General features: G+C 60.9%; 17 protein-coding genes and 2 pseudogenes. 13 read left to right on the top strand and 6 right to left on the bottom strand.

Annotation, left to right across the window (positions count from 1 at the left end):
• Positions 1–3: 3 nt before the first annotated feature.
• Together PYH37_RS01040 and PYH37_RS01045 are read right to left on the bottom strand one after the other, a co-directional pair.
• Entirely contained in the window at positions 4–837 is an 834-nt protein-coding gene (locus PYH37_RS01040) for a transporter substrate-binding domain-containing protein (RefSeq protein ID WP_280731616.1), read from the bottom strand.
• Positions 838–863: 26 nt separating this feature from the next.
• Positions 864–1,328 (bottom strand): Lrp/AsnC family transcriptional regulator, encoded by a 465-nt coding sequence (locus PYH37_RS01045; RefSeq protein WP_280731617.1) that lies wholly within the window; start codon positions 1,326–1,328, stop codon positions 864–866.
• 115 nt (positions 1,329–1,443) lie between these two features.
• On the opposite strand from PYH37_RS01045, the gene PYH37_RS01050 reads away from it, so the two are divergent.
• Positions 1,444–2,373, top strand: a complete 930-nt coding sequence (locus PYH37_RS01050; protein WP_280731618.1) for a LysR substrate-binding domain-containing protein — start codon at positions 1,444–1,446, stop codon at positions 2,371–2,373.
• Here the strand turns inward: PYH37_RS01050 and PYH37_RS01055 are convergent.
• From PYH37_RS01055 to PYH37_RS01065, 3 genes are all read right to left on the bottom strand, one after another.
• Complete coding sequence (locus PYH37_RS01055; protein WP_280731619.1) at positions 2,364–4,115, bottom strand: thiamine pyrophosphate-binding protein; 1,752 nt, start codon at positions 4,113–4,115, stop codon at positions 2,364–2,366. The genes PYH37_RS01050 and PYH37_RS01055 overlap by 10 nt on opposite strands.
• Before the next feature lie 506 nt (positions 4,116–4,621).
• On the bottom strand, positions 4,622–5,224 hold the full coding sequence (locus tag PYH37_RS01060) for an alpha/beta hydrolase (RefSeq protein WP_280731620.1): 603 nt from the start codon (positions 5,222–5,224) through the stop codon (positions 4,622–4,624).
• Positions 5,225–5,275: 51 nt separating this feature from the next.
• Positions 5,276–6,202 carry a ring-cleaving dioxygenase gene (locus PYH37_RS01065; RefSeq protein ID WP_280731621.1) on the bottom strand — a complete coding sequence of 309 codons (927 nt, stop codon included), beginning with the start codon at positions 6,200–6,202 and terminating at the stop codon, positions 5,276–5,278.
• Positions 6,203–6,314: 112 nt separating this feature from the next.
• Between PYH37_RS01065 and PYH37_RS01070 the strand changes: the two genes are divergently transcribed.
• From PYH37_RS01070 to PYH37_RS01120, 11 genes and pseudogenes are all read left to right on the top strand, one after another.
• Complete coding sequence (locus PYH37_RS01070; RefSeq protein ID WP_280731622.1) at positions 6,315–7,214, top strand: LysR family transcriptional regulator; 900 nt, start codon at positions 6,315–6,317, stop codon at positions 7,212–7,214.
• Between the two features lie 278 nt (positions 7,215–7,492).
• Positions 7,493–8,401: a helix-turn-helix domain-containing protein gene (locus PYH37_RS01075; RefSeq protein WP_342394630.1), complete on the top strand. Its 909-nt coding sequence runs from the start codon at positions 7,493–7,495 to the stop codon at positions 8,399–8,401.
• A gap of 133 nt (positions 8,402–8,534) precedes the next feature.
• Positions 8,535–9,443, top strand: a complete 909-nt coding sequence (locus PYH37_RS01080; RefSeq protein ID WP_280731624.1) for a helix-turn-helix domain-containing protein — start codon at positions 8,535–8,537, stop codon at positions 9,441–9,443.
• A gap of 220 nt (positions 9,444–9,663) precedes the next feature.
• Positions 9,664–10,572 carry a helix-turn-helix domain-containing protein gene (locus PYH37_RS01085; protein WP_280731625.1) on the top strand — a complete coding sequence of 303 codons (909 nt, stop codon included), beginning with the start codon at positions 9,664–9,666 and terminating at the stop codon, positions 10,570–10,572.
• Between the two features lie 248 nt (positions 10,573–10,820).
• Positions 10,821–11,471, top strand: a complete 651-nt coding sequence (locus PYH37_RS01090) for a hydrolase (RefSeq protein WP_280731626.1) — start codon at positions 10,821–10,823, stop codon at positions 11,469–11,471.
• A gap of 87 nt (positions 11,472–11,558) precedes the next feature.
• On the top strand, positions 11,559–11,849 hold the full coding sequence (locus tag PYH37_RS01095) for a XapX domain-containing protein (RefSeq protein ID WP_280731627.1): 291 nt from the start codon (positions 11,559–11,561) through the stop codon (positions 11,847–11,849).
• Entirely contained in the window at positions 11,849–13,834 is a 1,986-nt protein-coding gene (locus PYH37_RS01100; RefSeq protein WP_280731628.1) for an amidohydrolase, read from the top strand. The genes PYH37_RS01095 and PYH37_RS01100 overlap by 1 nt, the downstream gene beginning before the upstream one ends.
• Before the next feature lie 14 nt (positions 13,835–13,848).
• The gene (locus tag PYH37_RS01105; RefSeq protein WP_280731629.1) at positions 13,849–14,304 is read left to right on the top strand and encodes a DoxX family protein; all 456 of its coding nucleotides are present in this window, start codon (positions 13,849–13,851) and stop codon (positions 14,302–14,304) included.
• Entirely contained in the window at positions 14,301–15,899 is a 1,599-nt protein-coding gene (locus PYH37_RS01110; protein WP_280731630.1) for an MFS transporter, read from the top strand. The genes PYH37_RS01105 and PYH37_RS01110 overlap by 4 nt, the downstream gene beginning before the upstream one ends.
• Positions 15,900–15,910: 11 nt before the next feature.
• A pseudogene (locus PYH37_RS01115) lies at positions 15,911–16,880 on the top strand (MBL fold metallo-hydrolase).
• Between the two features lie 124 nt (positions 16,881–17,004).
• Complete coding sequence (locus tag PYH37_RS01120; protein ID WP_425336063.1) at positions 17,005–17,844, top strand: alpha/beta fold hydrolase; 840 nt, start codon at positions 17,005–17,007, stop codon at positions 17,842–17,844.
• Between the two features lie 1,506 nt (positions 17,845–19,350).
• On the opposite strand, the gene PYH37_RS01125 is transcribed toward PYH37_RS01120, so the two are convergent.
• Entirely contained in the window at positions 19,351–20,100 is a 750-nt protein-coding gene (locus tag PYH37_RS01125) for a sulfite exporter TauE/SafE family protein (protein WP_280731632.1), read from the bottom strand.
• A gap of 99 nt (positions 20,101–20,199) precedes the next feature.
• Here PYH37_RS01125 and PYH37_RS01130 point away from each other — a divergent pair.
• A pseudogene (locus PYH37_RS01130) lies at positions 20,200–21,134 on the top strand (LysR family transcriptional regulator).
• The last annotated feature ends 390 nt before the right edge of the window (positions 21,135–21,524 follow it).

The raw sequence follows: 21,524 nt of genomic DNA on the forward strand, positions 1-21,524 counted from the left end.
CGACTAGAACTTCAGCGTCGGCGGCAGCTTCGCCCGGTCGACTCCGACGAGCGCAAGGCTGTCGAGAATCCACTCGTTCACCTTACCCTCCTGTCGCCGCGCTTGGAGCCAGTTATCGACGAAATCGCGAAACTCGCCATTCGGATCGCGGCGAACGCCGATCGTTGTCGGTTGGCTGGACTGCGGTTGAGGCACGACGAGATTGAACTTGTCGCCGAGGTTCTTCGACGTGACCACAGAAAGCAGCGCCACCTGGATCAGTGCATCGGCTCGGCCGGACTGCAGGGCGAGGATCACTTCATCCGCGCTCTTGAGCGCGACAAGTGTGCAGTCGGGCAAGTTCTTCCGCGCGAACATATCGTGTGTGGATCCCAAGTCGACCGCCACTCGCACCTCGGACTTGTTCAGCTCTTCCCATTTGGTGACCGAAAGATCGCTGCGAGTCAGAATGGTGAAAGTGTTGTCGAGCATCGCGCCGGTAAAATCGACGACCCTTGCCCGCTCGGGATTCTTGCTCAGCCCGAACATCATGTCGATCTTGTTGCCCTGCAGGTCCATGACCGCATTGCCCCAGGTAGTCTCGACCATATCGAGCTTTACACCGAGATGCTCGGCGAAGTCCTTCGCCAGCGACACGCAGAAGCCGCCCCATTCATCGGTTGCCAGATCTTTGTGATAGTAGGGTTCGGTCCCTGAAAACACGCCGATCCGCAGTGCGCCGCGCGCCCGGATGGCTTCGAGCGTCGGCCCTTCGGCCGCCGCTCGCACGGTACCCCGCGATAATAGGGTAACACTGCCGGCGAGCAATAAACTCTTGTTAAAATCACGTCTCTTCATTGTGGTTCCCCTTTGGTTGGTGGCCTTCATTGGGCCCTGACGTTGATCAAGCCGCTTTCGCGGTTGATCTTGTTGGAAAGCACCACCGAAGAGGTGACGCTCTCAATTCCTTCCATCTTCGCGAGGTCTTCGATGAGTGCGTCGAGGTCCTCGAGGAAATTGACACAGACCCGGCACATGATGTTGGCCGGGCCGCTAGTCGCATCGGCGGCGAGGATTTCCGGATATTCTCGCAGGATCGCAAAAAGCCGCTGCGCCGCCCGCGGTGCCGTGGCGATGAACAGGTAAGCGAAGATGCTCTGGGCAACGAGATGACGCCCGACGATCGCTCGATAGCCCAAAATGATCCCGCGACGCTCCAGTCGCTCAATCCGCTCCTGGACGCTCGATCGCGCCAAACCGACCCTGCGCGCAAGCTCACTTGCCGGTAGCCGCGCGTTCTCTTCCAACATGCTGATCAGATTGCGATCGATGCTGTCGCCGTAATCCATGTCAACCTCACATCCTTCCTTGTATTAGAATGCAGTTGAATCCCCCCAAGGAAAAACATTGAAAACTCCGTTCTTCATGACTTAAAGTCATCATGCATCGTTGGAGGCTTGATGTTTGCGCCGTTTCCTGCCGTCCCTTTCAGCCCTGCATGCCTTTGACGCTTCAGTCCGGCATCTGAATTTTACCCGCGCGGCCGAAGACATCGGTATCACCCAGAGCGGCATTAGCCGCCAGATTAGGAATCTTGAGGGTTTCCTTGGCCTTAGCCTCTTCGAGCGCTCGGGTCCGCGGCTCATTCTGACCGAGTCCGGGGCGACTTACTATGAGGAGGTTTCGCGCCTGCTCGGCAAGTTGGAAGAAGCCTCCATTGACGCTGTGCGCGGCAGGAAGACCCAAGGCATTCTAAAGATCGGGCTGCCTCCGACTCTGATGCGAAGATGGGGAGCGGCTGTACTGACGGCGTTCTCTTCGACCCATCCACAAGCGTGGTTTGAAGTCTATCCCTGCCGGCATGATCTGGAATTCGCGACATCCGAGCTCGACTTCGCCCTCGTCAGGGGGACGGGAAACTGGTCCGGTGCGCGCAGCCATCTGCTGTTCGCGGAGGAGCTGGTCGTTGTGGGCTCGCCGGAGCTCCTTCCAGCCGAGGGCCTGCCGAACGACGAAGCGCTGCTCGGTTGCCCGCTGATCCAGAACTCCGCCCGGCCGAGCCTTTGGCTACATTGGCTGCGCGGCGCCGGAGTAAGTTATAACAGCCGCATCTACGGACCACGCCTTCCGACGACGGACATGATCATCGAATGTGCGATTCGGGGAATGGGTTTGGCAGTGGTACCCGAAATACATGTGCGCGAAGAGATTGCGGAAGGTCGGCTTCGACCGGCGTTCCGCCGGCGTCAGCCCTCAGGCGAGAGCTTTTACCTATGCTATCCCGAGTCTCGCATCGGCTCGGCCGGCGTGCGGGCTTTCCGCGACTGGTTTTTGGCCGAGTTCCAGCGCCAGAGGCAATTTCTGCCTCCGGCGCCGGGCCTTCATCAGAGATAGAGCCGTTCCGCCGGCTGAAGGTCCAGCGGGTCATCGCCGCGTTTCGTCAGCCAGGAGTAAACCGGTGGGACCCGGTCGGCGATCGATTCGACATGGATGTCGATGAAACATGGACCCATTTCATAGGCGAAGGCCCCACCGAGAGCCTCGTCCAGTTCTGGTCCGGTCTTTGCCGTCCAGGCTTTCAGCCCATAGGCCTCGGCGATGGCTTGGCCCTGCGGTGGGAGAAAATCGACGCCGAAGCAGTGGTTGTGCCCCTTCAACCGATGCAGACCCTTGATCCACCCGAAGGTGCCGTTGTTGAACAGAATGAGGATTGCGGGCACCTGCAGTCGCACCAATGTCTCAAGCTCGCCTACCGTCATCCCGAAGGATCCGTCACCGAAAAGGCCGATCGGACGCTTGCTAGGATCAGCCCGCCATGCACCGACTGTGGCAGGTAAGGCGGAGCCGAGACCGCCGAAGGCGCGAGGGATTGCAAAGCGAGTTTCGCGATCGTTGATCTTCAGATAGCGCGTCATATATGGGGTCGGCGTGCCGGCATCGGAGTAAATCAACGCCGGTTTTCCAGAGGCGCTCAGTGCGTCGTTGAAACCTCGGACTGCCCGCTCAGGCCGCATGGGCAGTCGCTCGTCTGTCAACGCGTCCTCGGCGTGTTGCCAGAAGACGCGCCGGTAAGCATTCAGTTCCTCAATCCAAGGCTCATGGCGCGAGCCATCAATGGCGCTCTCGAGCCGCAGCAATTCCGTCAGCACCAGAAGCGCGTCCCCCTGGATGGACAGCAGGTTCTCGTAGTTGTTCGCCATCACCTCCGGCGAGATGTCGATCTGCGCGAGGCGGCGGTTCAGCGTTATTTTGGGGAAAGTCCAGCCGATAGTGACGACCGACCCGATGCGCGAGCCCACGAACAGGGCGAAATCCGAGTGTTCTAGTGCCCAGTTCGCATGGGGATGGTAACCGTTGTCGCCAATTACACCAATTGCAAGGCGGTGATCGTCGTCGATAGCGCCCTGTCCCGTCATGGTCGTGCACATTGGTATGTTGTATTTCACGGCAAGCTCCGTGATCAGGTCCCCGGCTCTTGCCCGGTTTACCCCACCACCCGCGACGATGAGCGGGCGTTCAGCTTTGGCAATGAGTTCCAGAACCTCCTGCAGCTTGCCGCGAGGAGGCAGGGTGGGGTAGGCGGGGAACGTGCGGCATTCCTCCTCAACATGCAGTGAAATCCGCGTCGGGTCGACCTCGGCCATTAGCATGTCTTCGGGGATCTGCAGATGCACCGCACCTGGCCTGCCCGAGCAGGCAACACGGAAGGCGCGGCGAATGATCTCGGGCAGTTTCTCGGGCGATTTGACCTGCACCGACAGCTTGGTGACGGGCTCGAAGAGCTTGGCGCAGTCAAGCTCGGTCAGAACCCCGCGCCCCTCCCCGGGCAGGGGGATGTCGATCGTCAGCAGGATGACGGGCACGGAGGAACCGTTCGATTCCGCGACTGGTGGCAGAGAGTACATTGCACCCGCCCCCGATGGGCATTCAAAAACCCCGGGCCTGTTCGTGAAACGGCCATAGGCATCGGCCATGAACCCCGCCGAACGTTCGTCGCGGGCCATCACATGACGGATCTTGTCTTCACGGCCCTGCAGAGCTTCGTAGAGTGGGACGTTGGTATCGCCGGGCACGCCGAAAATCGTCTCGACGCCATAGCCGATCAACATTTCTACCAGAATATCAGCGCCGCGCATTTATCTCTCCTGTTTCGCATTAGGACTACGCGATGTTAGAAGAGCTAATTTTCGGTGTGTACCGGCGCATCGCCAGACCATCGCTACTAATGCCTGCGATTCGTCGGGCCTGCCCAATGTACCGAGGGACTTGCGCTCCTCTTGGGGAAGAGGGCGGCGTAAATGGGTCGTACTGGCCGCGTTCCCGCTCTGTGGTCTGAAGATCGCATAATGTATCAACGGGAACCGCTACATGGTTGTTGGCCCACGGGCGTGGGAGGCGGAAGTTCCCACCCCTTGCCTAACGGCAACGCTCGCTGAGAAGCGGACATTGACAATCGACGAGCCGCCATTCTACTCGGCGCAATTGTTCGCCGTGCAGGGACCCTGGCGTAAGCGGTCGGCCAGAGCCAACCCTGGCCGTTTGCGTGTTTGCTCAGATCTTCACCAGCATGGCTGTAAAATACATGAACGCGAGGCCCGGCCCGGCTCCGGCGAGCACCGGCGACGTCAGAAAGCGCGGTCTGTTACGTCAGGAACGCGTGCAATGCTTCCAATTCCTCAGGTCGGATCTCATGTCCGCCGGAATGGTAACATGCCTCTACGCGAGCCTTCTGTTTAACAAAATAATCGACCAGCCTCTCTGTGAGCGGGAGCGGGCAGATCGGGTCACGTTGGCCTGCGGTGACCAGAATTGATCGATCTTTCAACTGCTCAACATTCGCGGGGATCCATGGAATGAGTGGATGCAGCAGGGCAGCTCGGTCGAAAAGGCCGGTATGTCTGAACAGAACGGACGCAAGGATGTTTGCCCCGTTCGAGTAGCCGAGGCCGTATATTGCCCGCCCGGGATTTGCTGCTTTGTGGGCAGCAATGAAACTGGACATCTTTTCTGTTCGTCTTGCCAGGTCCTCCATGTCGTAGGAGCCTTCGTTCGTACGACGAAAGAAGCGCAGCGCGCCAAACTCCGAGATGTCTCCGCGCGGCGAGATCAGCCCGGCATCGGGCAAAATTTGTCCGACCAACTCGGCGAATTGATATTCGTCTCCACCCGTGCCGTGAAAGGAGAAGACGATGGGTGCGTTGCGTCCGGGCGCTCTTATGAGCGCCTGATAGGATGAGGTCGTCATGATGGTCTTCTCCGTCGGGCTGGACGTGAACTGCCGCGGTCCCGCAGTCGGTTAGTCCCTGATCGGCTCGAGACGGCATGAGATCTGGTGGCGATAAGGCTCGTAGCGGCTGGGAAGCTTCAGAGCTTCACCGAGGTGCCCCGTGTCTTCATCCCGGTCAAACCCCGGCTCGTTGGTTGCTATCTCGAACAACACGCCGCCGGGCGTGCGGAAGTAGATCGCCCAAAAGTAGTCGCGGTCTATGACAGGCGTGACCTGATAGCCGGCGTCCATCAGAGCCTTGCGGACCTCAGCCTGGGCCGCACGGTCGTCCACGGCGAAGGCGATGTGATGCACCGAGCCAGCGCCGAGGCGGGCGAATTCGGCCTGGGGAACTGTTTCCAGATCGATGACGTCGGCGCCGTTTCCGCCGATGATGGCGAAGCGCGACCAGTCGCCTTTGTGGTCCACCTCCTGGTAACCCATGAAGCTTAGCAGCTCCCGGGTCGCGCCCGGATCCCGAATGCGCAGAGTTGCGCCGTGGAAACCCTTGATCGCCTTGTCGGCGCCGATCTCTTTGCTGGCCCAACCCGAGCGCGGATCGCCATCGACTTCGACCAGCGAGAAGGCATCTCCGTCGGGGCCCTTGAAGCGAAGGCGCTTCTCGCCGCGGGGCTCGTGCTTCGAAAGGCCGTGACGCGCGGTAAGTCGTTCCTCCCAGTAGCCGAGTGTCTCCTTCGCGACGGCGAAAGAGCTCTCGCCCACTTCGCCGGCGCCCGCGCGTCCCTTGGCAATGTGCGGAAACGGGAAATAGGTCATCACCGAGCCCGGCGTGCCGATCTCGTCGCCGTAATAGAGGTGATATACCTCCGGGTCATCGAAATTGACTGTCTTCTTCACCCGGCGCAGGCCGAGTGTTTTGGTGAAGAAATCGCTGTTCTCCTGGGCATTGGCGGCCATCGACGTGACGTGGTGAAGCCCTTTGATCTGTGTGAGCATGGTGGTCTCTCTCTGGTTCGGTTACTTCCGAGAGCAAAGGTCGGTCAGGCCGTCGCGAAAATGAATAGCAATAATATTGACAATATTGTTGCATTTATTGCAATAAAAGGGCATGAGCGATCTAGGCGATATCCGCGTATTCCTAGCAGTGGCGCAGCAGCGCAGCTTCACGGCGGCGGCGCGCCAGCTATCGATGACGGCGCCGACCGTTACCCGCGCCGTCAGTGCGCTGGAGGATAGCCTTGGAGTTCAGCTCCTGCTGCGAACGACGCGTCAGGTTTCGCTGACCTCGGCCGGAGCCGTCTACGCGGCGCGCATCGAGCCGCTGATTAGACAGTTCGACCAGGCGAGGGAGGAACTGCGCGAACAGCATGGGGATGTCGCCGGGCTGATCCGCATCAACGCGCCGCTGTCGCTCGGCCAACACATCCTGCCGGACATCGTCTCAGGCTTTCGGGTCGAATATCCGCGGACGAGTGTTTCGCTTACCCTGACCGACCGGTTCATCGACATCGTTTCCGACAGTTTCGATCTCGCGGTGAGGGTCTCGGAGCCGCCGGGCGACAAGTCAACGATATGGCGCAAAGTATGTCGCGTGCGGCGTGTCCTTGTTGCCTCCCCAGGCTATCTCGCCGCTTTTGGAACACCTGAGACGCCCGACGACCTCGATCGCCATGCCTGCATTGCCTATGACGAGGAGGCGATCGCCGAGAGCTGGGAACTGACGCATGGCGGACGAAGACGAAAGACAAGAGCCGGCAAATTGCTGGCCGCGAACAATGGCGAGCTCATCGCAAGAATGGCGGAAAACGGAGAAGGCGTGGCCCTGCTGCCGCACTTCATCGTCGACGATGCGATGGCACGGGGCACGCTGAAGCAAGTCCTTGCCGAGTGGGAGCCTCCCGAGCTCTGGCTGACACTCTATTATCCTCCCTACGAGAAACTGCCGATGCGGGTTGCCAAATTCTCGGACTTCTTCGAAAAGTACGTTACCCATACGCGCCCGCTGTAAAGCGGAGGCGGGCTCCCGTCCTATTTGGCGTGAAACGTGTCTTATCCGGCAAAAGGCGAGCAAATATTACAAGAAATTGAGCTGGCTAGCTGGCATCCTTCCTTTTGAATGGGACAGCAACCGCCTATATGGGCCCCCATCTGTGGTAGAGATCGTCACGGTCGGGAAAACGCGTCTTTCTTTGCACGTCGGCGAATACCCCTCTGTCGGCCCGGAATGAACCCGGTCGCGACTGGACCTCTCGCAGCACAAGAGCAGGCATCTATTGGGAGGTGCGGATGAATCATAGGACGGGAAGGGGAGAGGGCGTGGGCGCTCATTTCGGCTTGCCGCACACTCCATGTCTTTTGGCTCGACCGGTTCGTGATGCCAGATTTTCTGTGACGCGCTTGGACTGGCGGTTGAACGGGTATGCGAGCCGCCTGGTGTCCTTGCCGCCGGACGACGCCTATTTCCTAATGCTCTATCTGAAGGATGCGCACCATTGCGACGTTGCTCCCGATGGTACGGAGAGCGAAGTTCGCCGCTTTCGGCAGGGTTCCGTTTGTCTCGTCGATCTGGCCCCTGGCGCCTGCATCCGCCTTTTCAGCAATCTCGATTCACTCGCTTTCCAGCTGCCGCGAGAGCTCTTTCGGGAAGTAGGCGAGTTCTCGGCTGCCCCAAAAGCAACCAGGCTTAGATGCCGGCGGGGTGAGTACGATGATGTCATGCGCAATCTTGGGGCAGCTCTTCTGCCGCTTTTTGAAAAGCAAGGGAGCTTCCACGCTCCAGTTCTGCAGCACATCGCAATCGCCATCTGTGCCCACCTGCTTCACGCTCATGGCGATCTTTCCGGTGAGCCGGGCTCCAGTACAGCGCGCCTCTCAGTCTGGCAGGAAAAGGCCGCCAAGGACTTCATGATCGACCATTTTGCCGATCACTTCCCGATCGCGGCAGTAGCTTCGGCGGCTGGTGTGTCCAGCCGTGATTTCATCCGAGGCTTCAAGGGCGTGACTGGCGAGACACCGCAACAGTGGCTCATGCGCCATCGAATTGGGCGTGCCAAGCAGTACTTCGCCGAGCGTGCATTGACACTCGTAGAGATCGCCACCCGATGCGGCTTCACCGACGAGGATCATTTCACCAAGGTATTCCGTCGAGTGACCGGCGCCACCCCGTCAGCCTGGCGGGCGCGCTGGCTCCAATGATGGGAAGGGTAAATCGCTTGCGGCTTCGTGCGAACGAGTGTCAGCCCTGTATCCGTACCCTGAACTACTGTAGCATCCGACACACCATTAAACGGTGTTATCGCGCCTAGCCAGAAATCGGGAGACGACGCCGATGGCCCTGCATGAAAGATTGAACGCCGCAAGCCATGGGCCGGACCCGATCGTCAAGTCAATTGCTGCCGGCGATATAATCGTTACGAGGACGTATTCCGATCGTTTCGATCTGGACGTCGCATCGGCCATCCCGTGCACAGACGCATTTGGCGTCATTATTCAGCTTCGTGACTTCGATGCCCATCGGCTATGGCGACGTGGCCGATTGATCTACGAAGGCGGACACGCCAAGGCGTCGCTTGCGATCACCGATCTTCGCGATCAGTGGCAGTGCCATCACCTTTCGCCGTTCGACAATATCCGCTTCCATGTTCCGTTTTCCCGCATGCGTGCCTTCGCGGAAGAGGTCGGGCGTAGCGAATACACGGCGCTCACTTGCGTCCAAGGCCGCATAGATCCGGTCATGCATGGCCTCGCCCAGGCATTGCTGCCATCGCTCGACAACCCCGAACAGGCCAATCCTCTTTTTCTGGAGCAGATCAATCTCGCGATGCTGGCGCACCTCAGTCAAACCTATGGCGGGCTGCACTTCCCCGTGGATAAGAAGGGGACCTTGGCGCCCTGGCAGGAAAGATTCGCTACGGAATTTTTGGCTGCTCATTTCAACAAACCGTTCTCGATTGGAGATCTGGCTTCTCGCTGCGAACTGTCGCGTAGCTATTTCAACAAGGCTTTCAAGGAAAGCTTTGGGCGCACCCCTTCAAAATGGCTGACCGAATACCGGATCGCGCGGGTCAAGGAACTGTTGCTGCAGGACCTGCCGATAGCGGAGGTCGCGATCAGTTGCGGTTTCGCCGATCAGAGCCACATGACACGGGTCTTCACAAGTCTGACGGGTGAGACACCGGCACGGTTCAGACGAAAGAACAAGCCCTTCAGCGTGGCCTTGGATCAGCTCGGGGATTGATCCCAGCGGCTGGCTCATATCATGCAAAATACGTGAGTTTCGTACAAGAACGATATCCCGGTCGCGGCGATGATGGGGCCATTCATCGCGACTCCGAGCACCATCTGGAGGCTGTCTCTTTAAACCGCGACCCGCGTACTGCCTTGGTCCTGTGCCGATGCTTAGTGCGGTCGAAGCGGTCTACGCTGCAGGTAAGCTCAACTTTCAGGACCCAAAGGCCATGACCGACGTCTCCTCGATTGCAGCAAGCAGAAGACCGCACGACAGTCTTGGTTGTTCTATGGACAGGCTAGACGACGACCGAATGCTCGAGGGTCGCGACATGACCTTCTATCGCAAGAGGTCGGCTTCGGCGCCGCCCGGCAGGGTCACGACGCCAGCGACCGGGCGTGGATATCTGGTCGGCCTTTCCGCAGCAGGCGGACACAGGCGCCGTATCTTCAAAGAACATCATTCGACTATGCATGATTTCGAGCAGAACGCCGTTTACTTGCGGAATTTCGCCGACGATTATCGCGCTGACCTGAGCGGTTCCTTCAACTTCATGCTGCTCGAAATCAATCACAACGCACTCGAGCGGATCGCCGACGCGGCGGACCTCAGAAGTGTCAGCGAGTTACGCCCCGTTGCCGCGCACCCAGATCCTGTGCTCGGCGGCATGCTGGGCGCCTTGTTTGCGACGGTGGATGGGCGCGCGGACCGGAGCGCCTTGTTTGTCGACCAGCTCTCGGTCGCAATCGGGCTTCATATTGTTCAGCGGTACGGCAACGGCCGCGGCGGGACGGCCGCGAGCGGACGCCGACTTTCCTCACATTGCCAGACAAAGATCAAGGATCTCGTCCAGGGCCGGTTGAATGGTGACCTGAGCGTCGAGGAGCTCGCTTCGGCCTGCAATCTGTCACAGGCGACATTTCTACGGGCCTTTCGTGAAACGATGGGCAAGACGCCGCATCGATGGCTGTTGCAGCAACGCATCGAAAAGGCCGTTGATTTGCTGCAGTTCTCGCAGAGGTCTCTCAGTGAGATCGCTACCATCTGCGGCTTCGCGGACCAAAGCCACTTCACTCGCGCCTTTGTCCAGTCGATAGGCGCCACCCCCGGGGCCTGGAGACGAAGCCGGCAGTCCTAAGTTGGGCGCTTGAAAAGAAGAGCGGTTCCCGTCAGGGAGCCTTGGGGGAGGCCAAGAGCGCGCTATGCGACGGTACGGTTGACACCTCTTACTGGTTCAACTGAAGCAAGTGATCTTGCATCAATTCGTCCGGGCGCAGGTTTGGCGGCAATCAAAAAGTACAAAAGTCCCTCTTTCGTTACAAGAAATGGGCAGTCGTCCTCGGCATTGTGTCGGACATCAGCAACGAACCGAAAGAGGCCACTACCATGACCGCGACACCGAACCCCGGGAAACTTCTCGTTTCGCCCAAGGATCACGCCCTGATCATGATCGACTTCCAGTCGCAAATGTCCTTTGCGACAAAGTCGATCGACGCTGTGCAACTGCGCAACAATGCGGCGCTGGTCGCCAACGCGGCTGCCGGCTTCGGCGTCCCGACGATCCTGACGACCGTCGCGGAAAAGAGCTTCTCCGGTCCCATGTTCTCGGAGATCACCGATGCCTTCCCCGGACAGCCGCTGCTCGACCGCACCTCGATGAACACCTGGGAAGATGCCGCGGTGATCGAGGAGGTCAATCGCATCGGTAAGAAGCGCCTCGTTTTCTGCGGCCTGTGGACCTCAGTCTGCATCGTCGGCCCGACCCTGTCCGCGCTTGATCAGGGATTCGAAGCCTACGTCGTTGCCGATGCCTGTGGCGACGTGTCGGACGAGGCGCATGAGCGCGCCATGGACCGCATGGTGCAAGCCGGAGTCCGTCCGATGACCTCGCTCCAATACATGCTCGAATTGCAGCGCGATTGGGCACGCACCGAAACCTACGACATGACCACCGGCATCGCCAAAAAATTCGGCGGCGCCTACGGCCTCGGTATCATCTACGCCAAGACCATGTTCGGCGCCTCCGAAGGCCACTGACATTCACTGGGTTTGCTCAGCCGAGCACCGCTCCGGCCGCTCCCACGCGGTCGGAGTGGAGACGACCAATTGTTAAAGGGATTGACGATGAAGATGTATCTCCTTTCACTCGGGGCCGGGCTACTCGTCGGTGTCATCTACAGCCTGCTCAACGTTCGCTCCCCGGCTCCGCCGGTGATCGCGTTGGTGGGGCTCTTAGGGATCCTCGTCGGCGAACAGGCAGTGCCACTCGTCAAGCGCCTGATGTCCGGCAATCCGGTCAACATTTCGTGGTTCAATAGCCACTGCCTGCCGCATGTTTTCGGGGAACTGCCGACCGGGGCCGCCCATAAGCCTGTTGTTGCGCCCGACCAGCCGTCGGCACGGGAGATCAGCTAATGCCGACCCGCCGCGGTTTTCTGGGAGCAGCGTCCGCCCTGGCGCTCCCTAACCTGTTCTCACCGGCGCGCGCCGCCTATGCCATTCCGACCTCAGGAGACAAGCCAATGAGGGCCGATCTGATCCTGCACAATGGTCTGGTGACCACGCTCGACCGCACGAATCCGCACGCCACGGCGGTCGCCGTCAAGGACGGCAAGTTCCTCGAGGTCGGCCACGACAGGGACATCATGGCGCTTGCCGGACCAGGCACGAAGGTGATCGACCTCAAGGGCAAGCGCGTTCTGCCGGGCCTGATCGACAATCACACGCATGTCGTCCGTGGCGGTCTCAACTACAATATGGAGCTCCGCTGGGACGGCGTGCGCTCGCTCGCCGATGCGATGGACATGCTGAAACGTCAGGTGGCGATCACACCACCGCCGCAATGGGTGCGAGCCGTCGGCGGCTTCACCGAGCACCAGTTCGTCGAAAAACGTCTGCCGACCATCGAGGAGATCAACGCCGTTGCGCCGGATACGCCGGTCTTCCTGCTGCATCTTTATGATCGCGCCCTGCTCAATGGTGCCGCGCTGCGCGCCGTCGGCTATACGAAGGACACGCCAAACCCGCCGGGCGGTGAGATCATCCGCGACGCCAGCGGCAATCCGACCGGTATGCTGCTCGCAAAACCCAACGCCGGCATTCTCTATTCGACGCTCGCCAAGGGGCCGAAGCTGCCCTTCGACTACCAGGTCAACTCGACCCGCCACTTCATGCGCGAGCTCAACCGTCTCGGCGTCACCGGTGTCATCGATGCCGGCGGCGGCTACCAGAACTATCCCGACGACTACGCAGTCATCCAGAAGCTCTCCGACGAGGGGCAGATGACGGTTCGTCTTGCCTACAATCTCTTCACCCAAAAGCCCAAGGAGGAGAAGCAGGACTTCCTCAACTGGACCTCTTCGGTGAAGTACAAGCAGGGCGACGACTATTTCCGCCACAACGGTGCCGGCGAGATGCTGGTGTTCTCCGCCGCCGACTTCGAGGATTTCCGCCAGCCACGCCCGGACATGCCGCCGGAGATGGAAGGCGACCTCGAGGAGGTCGTGCGTGTGCTCGTTGAGAACCGCTGGCCCTGGCGCATGCACGCTACGTACGACGAGACCATCTCACGGGCGCTCGATGTGTTCGAGAAGGTCAATCAGGACATGCCGCTCGAGGGGCTCAACTGGTTCTTCGACCATGCGGAAACGATCTCGGAGCGATCGATCGACCGCATCGCCGCGCTCGGCGGCGGCATCGCCACCCAGCACCGGATGGCCTATCAGGGTGAATACTTCGTCGAGCGATACGGGCATGGGGCCGCCGAGGCAACGCCGCCGATTGCGAAGATGCTGGAGAAAGGCGTGCACGTTTCGGCCGGCACCGATGCCACCCGAGTCGCCTCCTACAATCCCTGGGTCTCGCTCTCGTGGATGATCACTGGAAAGACGCTCGGCGGCATGCAGCTCTATCCGCGCGCCAACTGCCTCGACCGCGAAACGGCACTTCGGATGTGGACCGAGAACGTCACCTGGTTCTCCAACGAGGAAGGCAAGAAGGGCCGGATCGAGAAGGGCCAGTTCGCCGACCTGATCGTGCCCGACAAGGATTTCTTTGCCTGCGCGGAAGACGAAATATCGTTCCTGACGTCCGAGCTCACCATGGTCGGCGGCAAGATCGTCTACGGGGCCGGCGCTTTCGCCGATTTCAACGAAAATGACGTTCCGCCGGCAATGCCGGACTGGTCCCCGGTGCGCACCTTCGGCGGTTATGCGGCCTGGGGAGAACCGGAGGGCGCGGGCAAGCGCTCTCTGCGTCGGACGGCGATCGCCACCTGCGGCTGCGCCAGCAACTGCAACGTCCATGGCCACGACCATGCCGGGGCATGGACATCGAAGCTGCCGATTTCGGACCTCAAGGGCTTCTTCGGCGCACTCGGCTGCTCCTGCTGGGCCGTATAGGAAGGGACCGGGCCATGACGACCATTTCGAAAGAAACGCGCGCGGCGGCTTATGTGCGGCCCCTTGCATCTCCGCCGCTCCGCTTCCTCGCGCTGCTTGCCCTGTGTTCGGCGTACATCCAGGGGCCGCTGATGAAAATATATGACTTCGGCGGCGCGATCGCGGAGATGAACCATTTTGGCCTGACGCCGGCTCCGCTGTTCGCGGTCGGGGTCATCGTCTTCGAACTCGCGATGTCGGCGCTCATCCTTCTCGGCATCTTCCGCTGGGCGGCCGCACTCTGCCTGGCAGGCTTTACCGTGGCGGCGACCTTCCTGGCGTTCCGCTTCTGGGAGCTGCCGTCCGGCATGGAGCGCATGATGGTGACCAACGGTTTCTTCGAGCATCTCGGCCTCGCCGGCGCGTTCGTCCTTGTTGCCTGGCACGATCTGCACGAGCGCACCGTTTCCGGAAAGATGCGTGCGCTATGACGGACGCAGCAGCAACGACAAGTGGCTTTGCGCCGCTGCGCCAGAAGGTCTTCGCCGTCCTCTGGGTCGCGACGATCGTCGGCAACACCGGCAGTTTCATCCGCGATGTCGCCAGTGCCTGGCTGGTGACCGACCTGTCGGCTGCGCCCGCCGCCGTCGCGATGGTGCAGGCTGCCGGGACGCTTCCGATCTTCCTGCTGGCTATTCCGGCAGGGGTGCTTTCCGACATTCTCGATCGCCGCAAGTTGCTGATCGTCATCCAGCTTCTCCTTGCGGCCGCCAGCGTCTGTCTTATGCTCTTGTCGGCGACCGGACTTCAGTCGGTCAGCTCGCTGATCGCGCTCACCTTCGTCGGCGGAATCGGCGCGGCGCTGATGGCTCCCACATGGCAGGCGATCGTTCCCGAGCTTGTGTCGAAACAGGACGTCAAGAGCGCTGTCGCCCTGAACTCGCTCGGCATCAACATTTCCCGTTCGATCGGTCCGGCGGTCGGTGGCCTGCTGCTCGCTTGGTTTGGCGCGGCCGTCACCTACGGCGTCGACGTCATCAGCTATGTCTTCGTGATCGTGGCTCTGATGTGGTGGAGACGCCCCGCAACTCCAGACGACGGACTCTCGGAGCGCTTCTTCGGAGCCTTCCGCGCCGGACTCCGCTTCGCGAAGGCCAGCCGCGAGCTGCACGTCGTGCTGTTGCGCGCGGCTGTCTTCTTCGCATTCGCCAGTGCCGTCTGGGCGCTTCTTCCACTCGTCGCCCGCAATCTCCTCGGCGGCGACGCGGGCTTTTACGGCATCCTCCTTGGCGCGGTCGGCGCTGGAGCCATCGGCGGCGCTCTAATCTTGCCGAGGCTGCGGACACGTTTCGACGCCGACGCGCTTCTGCTGGGGGCCGCAGTCGTTACCGCAGCAGTCATGGCAATCCTCTCGGTCGCCCCGCCGCAATGGGCAGCCATCATGGCACTTCTTGCGCTCGGCGCTGCCTGGATCACGGCGCTGACCACGTTGAACGGCGCGGCCCAGGCGATCCTGCCTAATTGGGTGCGGGGCCGCTCGCTGGCCGTCTATCTGACCGTCTTCAACGGTGCGATGACGGCGGGAAGTCTCGCCTGGGGCGCTGTCGCTGAGGCACTGGACATCCCGCTCACTCTCAATATCAGTGCCATTGGCCTTGCTGCAGCCGGACTCCTCTTCCATTTCGTCAAGCTGCCGAAGGGCGAGTCCGATCTTATCGCCTCAAACCATTGGCCCGAACCGTTGGTCGCCGCACCCGTCGACAACGACCGCGGTCCCGTCCTCATCTTCATCGAGTATAAAGTCGACAAAACCGAGCGTCCGGACTTCCTGACGGCACTGGCGAGGCTTTCGAACGAGCGCCGTCGCGACGGGGCGTATGGCTGGGGCGTCACCGAGGACGCTGCCGATCCGGAGAGGATCGTCGAATGGTTCATGGTTGAATCCTGGGCCGAGCACCTGCGCCAGCACCGGCGCGTCTCTAAGGCCGACGCCGATGTCCAGCAAGAAGTCCGCCGCTTTCACAAGGGTGCAGAAGCGCCCGTCGTGAGCCACCTTTTGTCGATCAATCGTCCCCAGCAAACCTAGGAGAGAGTACGATGACCACTCGCAGATCGGTACTTAAGGGAACGCTCTCCCTCATGCTGGCCGCCACAGCGATGACGACACTTGCGCCGCTCGGCGCGGCCGCGAAGGCGCAGCAGTCAAGACCCAGGCTCCAGGCTACTATCGGATGATGCTGGGCGACTTCGAGATCACCGCGCTTTCCGACGGAACGGCGAAGTTTCCCGCCGAGACCCTCTACGCCGGTGGGATCAGGTCGCGGCGCTGCTCAACAAGGCATTCCTCGAGTCGCCGGTCGAGCTGTCGATCAATGCCTTTCTGGTCAATACAAATGACCGGCTGGTGCTTATCGATTCCGGTGCCGGAGGCTTTTTCGGCCCGACGCTCGGCAAGCTCGTTCCCAACCTCATCGCCGCCGGCTACCAGCCGGAGCAGATCGACGACATCATCCTCACCCATGCCCATGTGGATCACCTGGGCGGCCTCGTTGCCGGGGAAAAGATCGTCTTTCCCAACGCGACGGTTCACCTGAACCAGCGCGATGCCGATTTCTGGCTGAGCTCTGCCAACCGCGACGCCGCACCGGAGGCGAAAAAGGACTTCTTCTCGATGGCCGTGCAGGCGCTTGCGCCTTACCGCGACGCCGGCCGGCTGAAGACCTTTGCCGACGGGACCGAGCCGGTGCCGGGCTTCAAGACGATCCTGCGTGCCGGCCATACTCCCGGCCATAGCGCGGTCGCCATCGAGAGCAAGGGCCAGAAAGTGGTGTTCTGGGGCGACATCACCCACGGCGATGTCGTGCAGTTTGACGAGCCGGACGTGACGATCGGCTTCGACGAGGACCCGGCCGCGGCTGCAAGCGCGCGCGATGCTGCCTTCGCTGAGGCGGTCAAGGAGGGATACCTCGTTGCCGGCGCGCATACGCGTTTCCCCGGCATCGGCCATGTCGGCACGGACAGCGACAACTTTGATTGGGTACCGCTGAACTATAGCGCGACGCTCTGATCCACGGTTTCGGCGCCGCGCCCCTTCCGGACGCGGCGCCGAAACCTGGCATTTTCCCCCTGATCGCGGTCGTAGCCCCGGAGGCTTCGCGGCGGCAGTCTCTATCTCGAACCAAAGCAAAGGAATGGCTTCCATGACGCAAAATTTCATTAGGACCGAGGACGGCGTCGAAATCTTCTACAAGGACTGGGGCTCCGGCCAGCCGATCGTGTTTCACCATGGTTGGCCGCTTTCCTCCGACGATTGGGACGCGCAGATGCTCTATTTCCTGGGGCAGGGTTATCGCGTCATTGCCCATGACCGTCGCGGCCACGGTCGCTCGACTCAGGTCGGCGATGGCCATGATATGGCGCACTATGCAGCGGATGTCGCCGCGCTTGCCGCCGAGCTCGATCTGCGCGATGCCATCCATATCGGCCACTCAACGGGCGGCGGCGAGGCTCTAGCCTATGTCGCTCGCCATGGTGCGGGCCGTGTCGCCAAGCTCGTCATGGTCGGCGCGGTACCGCCAATCATGCTCAAGACGGAAGCGTACGCCGGCGGACTTCCGATCGAGGTGTTCGATGGTCTGCGCGCTCAGCTCGCGGCAAACCGTGCGCAGTTCTTCCTCGATCTGCCGAGTGGGCCTTTCTATGGATTCAACCGCCCCGGTGCGCAGGTCTCGACCGGAGCGATCCAGAACTGGTGGCGACAGGGCATGATGGGCAGCGCCAAGGCCCACTACGACGGCATCAAGGCATTCTCCGAAACCGACTTCACCGAGGACCTCAAGAAGGTCGAGGTGCCGACGCTGGTCATGCACGGAGACGACGACCAGATCGTGCCGATCGACAATTCCGCGCGGCTCGCCGTCAAGCTTCTGAAAAATGGCACGCTGAAGATCTACGAAGGCTATTCGCACGGCATGCTGACGACGCATGCCGATGTGATCAATTCGGATCTGCTCGAGTTCATCAAAGCCTAAGAAAATCCGGGGCCGGCGGCGATCGAAACGTCGCCGGCCCCGCAGAGCCGGCGCTGAACGGGCATTCGCGAGCACGCGGCAGGTTGCCGACCCAGGACATCAGGTGACTGCGCTCTTGGTTTCCGAGAGTGCGCTCACAAGCTTGTCGATAAAAAACGCAAACCTTGGGCGGAACGAGCCTAGTCGTCGGATAAACCGCCCAGATCGCGGGTGTCTCGGGCTCCGCGTCCGCAAAGGTGACGCGCATCAACCGACCGGACTTAAGGTCGTCGGCAATCGCGTCTCGAAGGCCGACGCCGGTATCCCACAGGAGGTACGCCGCTTCCACAAGGGACCCGAAGGCACGGCCGTCCGGCGCTTCCTGTCCATCAACGGGCCCGCCCTGGGCCTTCCTTGACTCGGAAGGAAGAGCATGGATCCGCACTGGGCTCCAATTGGATATGTTACACAGTCGCGCCGGGACCTCTGCCAAAGATTCGCACACATCAAGGATAAAAGACGATGACTAAGCTTGCGACCATCCCATTCCCAACAGCCATCTTGGCGGCCGCAATCTTCAGCGCACCGGTCCCAACACTCGCAGGTGGCAGTTACTATCAGGGGGTCACGTCGAAACCGATCAATATCGGCCACGATATGACCTCTGCAACCCAGAAGAACTCTCTCAGGGCCAAGGTGGTGGTGAACCACCCCTTTCCTAAGAGGGGAGCATATTACAAGGGCATCATACGGAACGAGCAACCGCGATGAAGCATCTGGGGCTCGGCGCGGTGCCGCCGATCATGCTGATGACGCCATCGAGCCCCGGCGGCCTCCGATCGAGTTCTTCGACGGCTTTCGGGCCGCGAACGCCTATCGGCTGCCCTCCTCGGCAGCCGCGACGCCACCGTCGCTTCGCGCCGGTTCGCCGGCAGGTGCGCGCGGAATGAGATGAGCCGCTGCGCGACTGTGGCCGCCTCGGACACGATTTGCCCCATGTGCTTCGCGCCTTGCACATTGATCACGCTGCTGCATAGTGAAATTTGGCGTGGCACGCAGCGACCGCTGTGGGCCAACTTGCGCCGTAGGGCGAGCAAGCCCGGATGACTGCTGTGGGTCGATTCTTCACCTTCCTCGCGCGTAGCGCGTCTAAAGGAGCTGGCATACCGGCGAGAACCAGCCGGTTGTTCCCGTTCTGTGCTAAGAAGATCGCATAATGCATCGACTGCGACTACCGGTTGGACCGCATGATTGGGATTGGGGGAACTGCCGGCGCGGCGAGCCAAAAAACGGGGCAGTACATAGCTTTTCACTCACGGTCGTCTGCGGTTCGAGTCCTTCCAAGGCGACGAATAAACAGGCCACTATGGGGGTGAGCGGAAGTCTAATTCGAAAACGCGAATGGCCACTTCATCCACTTAGCGGGATTATGCGCTCGCGACGAAAAGTTCGAATCCGCTGCGACCCCCTCGGTCCCACCGACTCAAAGGTGCGAGATAGTCGTCTTATCGCTGCCGATTGCCGCGCTCAGAGAAACGGTCGGGCGAACATTTCAGCGCCGAGAAGGAGTAAACAGATCAAGAACCAGCGCCGGAAGGTCGATGGAGTGACACGGCTGCGGATGACCTGCCCGGCCCACATGCCGCCCAGCGCTGGAGCGATCGCGAGCGCTGACATGGCCAGATTCTCGATCTGAAAGACGCCTCGCCATGCCAGCCCCGCCGCAAGCGCAATCGTGGAGATGGTGAAAGACAGGCCAAGCGCCTGAACCAGATCATCCTTCTCGAGACCGAGCGCCTGAAGGTAGGGCACTGCGGGGATGACAAAGACGCCGGTACCGCCCGTGACCACACCGGTTAACCCGCCGATAGCGGGGGACAGCCATGGCTCCACCCTCGGCGGTACCCGGAGCTGGCGAGCGTAGAGTGTATAAGCGGCGTAGACGACAAGTGCTACCCCGAGTGCGCTCGTCGTCAGCGTGGTATTGCTGCTGGCGAGCAGCGATGAGCCGGCAGTCGTCCCCAGAACGACCGCCAACATCATCGACCAAAGCCGGCGCAAGAGCAAACCGAAGCTCGGACCTACAAAAAGCTGCCAAACGTTGGTCACAAAGGATGGGACGATCAGCAGGCCGGCGGCGGCCAGCGGAGAGATCAGCGCGCCGAGCACGCCCATAGCAACAGTCGGCAGCCCCATTCCGGTGACACCTTTGACGACGCCTGCGGCAAAGAAGGTCGCGGCCACAGTGACGACGAACGGGAGCGAAAAGTGTATCATGCCCCTTTTCGTAATGGGTTTTGCGACGCTCACAATGCGGATGATCCGTAGTCAGGCTTCGGCTGGTCCGAAGGCTATTTATCGGATATTCTCAGCGTCGTGCGCTTCGACCTGACGGACCTTCGCCTGTTCCGCGCCGTTGTGGATGCCGGCAGCATCACCCGCGGGGCGGCGGATGTGGGGCTGTTGTTAGCGGCCGCCAGCGAGCGTCTGAGCGATATGGAAGCCAGCGGCGAAGTCAAATTGCTCGAGCGCGGCCGCCGCGGCGTCTGCCGACGCCGGCCGGTGAAGCGCTGGCACACCACGCTCGCCTGGTCCTGCGCCAGATGGCCGAGATGCGCGGCGAGCTCGGCGAGTATGCTAGCGGCATTCGCGCGACCGTGCGACTTGCCGCGAACACGGTCGCAGTCACCGAGTTCCTGCCGACCCGACTAGGCACCTGGATGGCGGCCCATCCGCGGATCGAGTCGAACTGATGGAGCGGCAGAGTTTCGAGGTCGCTAGAGCCGTGTCGAACGGGCTGGCGGAGATCGGCATTCTTTCGGATGCAGTCGACACCACCAACCTGAAACTCAGTCCCTTCGCCATAGACCGGCTGGTGGTCGTTATGCCGCGACCATCCGCTTGCAGATCAGGAGGGCGTCGCCTTTGCGGACATCGTGCATCAGCACTTTGTAGGGCTGTCCGGCGGCGCATTGCAGGATCACATCGAGGCTCAGGCCGCGAGGATAGGCGTCAGGTTGAAGATGCGCGTGCGGGTACGCACCTTCGAGGGCATCTGCCATATGGCGGGTGGCGGCGTCGGGCTCGGCATAGTGCCCGAATCGGCAGCGCGGCGCTCCCGCAGGTCTGCAAAGATCGCCTCCATCCGCTTTGCCGATGCGTGGGCTGCACGCCGGCTAGCAATCTGCGTGGGCTCCGGGGAGGAATTGACGCCGCCCGGGCAGGACCTTTTCGAACATCTGGCATCGGGGCTGCCGAGCATACCGGACGTTTCGTCTCGGAACTCCTGCGTCGCGACATCACCCCGATAATTAAACGGCGTCGTCGAACATAAGAAGGCCCTAAATCAGAGGGAACGGTGCATTTTTGCGGAGGATGCCGCGATGTCCACAGACGTGCTTGTTTTCTTGCTCCAGTGCGTCGGAATTGTCGGCGCGAGTGCCGCAATCTTCGTTGCCTACGCCGACGACCTCTGATCCGGCCTAGCGCCGGGTAACTATCCAGAGCCGCTGATGCACGGGCCGTACCTGCAATGTGAAGGTGTTAACGCTGGTCGGTAACAGATATGAGAAGAAGTTCATCGGACCACGGGTCGCCGGCTAGATGTTCCCTTTCTGTGCTACACACGAAGATCGATAATGTATCGTCGGGAACTACCGGTTGGACCGCATGATTGGGGCGACACAAGCGCCCTAGATGCC

Origin of the sequence: Sinorhizobium numidicum (genome assembly GCF_029892045.1) — a bacterium.
In the GTDB taxonomy this organism is placed as follows: Bacteria; Pseudomonadota; Alphaproteobacteria; order Rhizobiales; family Rhizobiaceae; genus Sinorhizobium; species Sinorhizobium numidicum.

Coding starts and splice junctions, on each gene's coding strand:
- PYH37_RS01080 (WP_280731624.1), top strand. CDS start 8,535: ATGGCCCTGCATGAAAGATTGAACGCCGCAAGCCATGGGCCGGACCCG.
- PYH37_RS01070 (WP_280731622.1), top strand. CDS start 6,315: ATGAGCGATCTAGGCGATATCCGCGTATTCCTAGCAGTGGCGCAGCAG.
- PYH37_RS01075 (WP_342394630.1), top strand. CDS start 7,493: ATGAATCATAGGACGGGAAGGGGAGAGGGCGTGGGCGCTCATTTCGGC.
- PYH37_RS01105 (WP_280731629.1), top strand. CDS start 13,849: ATGACGACCATTTCGAAAGAAACGCGCGCGGCGGCTTATGTGCGGCCC.
- PYH37_RS01055 (WP_280731619.1), bottom strand. CDS start 4,115: ATGCGCGGCGCTGATATTCTGGTAGAAATGTTGATCGGCTATGGCGTC.
- PYH37_RS01060 (WP_280731620.1), bottom strand. CDS start 5,224: ATGACGACCTCATCCTATCAGGCGCTCATAAGAGCGCCCGGACGCAAC.
- PYH37_RS01040 (WP_280731616.1), bottom strand. CDS start 837: ATGAAGAGACGTGATTTTAACAAGAGTTTATTGCTCGCCGGCAGTGTT.
- PYH37_RS01090 (WP_280731626.1), top strand. CDS start 10,821: ATGACCGCGACACCGAACCCCGGGAAACTTCTCGTTTCGCCCAAGGAT.
- PYH37_RS01085 (WP_280731625.1), top strand. CDS start 9,664: ATGACCGACGTCTCCTCGATTGCAGCAAGCAGAAGACCGCACGACAGT.
- PYH37_RS01095 (WP_280731627.1), top strand. CDS start 11,559: ATGAAGATGTATCTCCTTTCACTCGGGGCCGGGCTACTCGTCGGTGTC.
- PYH37_RS01120 (WP_425336063.1), top strand. CDS start 17,005: ATGGCTTCCATGACGCAAAATTTCATTAGGACCGAGGACGGCGTCGAA.
- PYH37_RS01045 (WP_280731617.1), bottom strand. CDS start 1,328: ATGGATTACGGCGACAGCATCGATCGCAATCTGATCAGCATGTTGGAA.
- PYH37_RS01100 (WP_280731628.1), top strand. CDS start 11,849: ATGCCGACCCGCCGCGGTTTTCTGGGAGCAGCGTCCGCCCTGGCGCTC.
- PYH37_RS01065 (WP_280731621.1), bottom strand. CDS start 6,202: ATGCTCACACAGATCAAAGGGCTTCACCACGTCACGTCGATGGCCGCC.
- PYH37_RS01110 (WP_280731630.1), top strand. CDS start 14,301: ATGACGGACGCAGCAGCAACGACAAGTGGCTTTGCGCCGCTGCGCCAG.
- PYH37_RS01125 (WP_280731632.1), bottom strand. CDS start 20,100: ATGATACACTTTTCGCTCCCGTTCGTCGTCACTGTGGCCGCGACCTTC.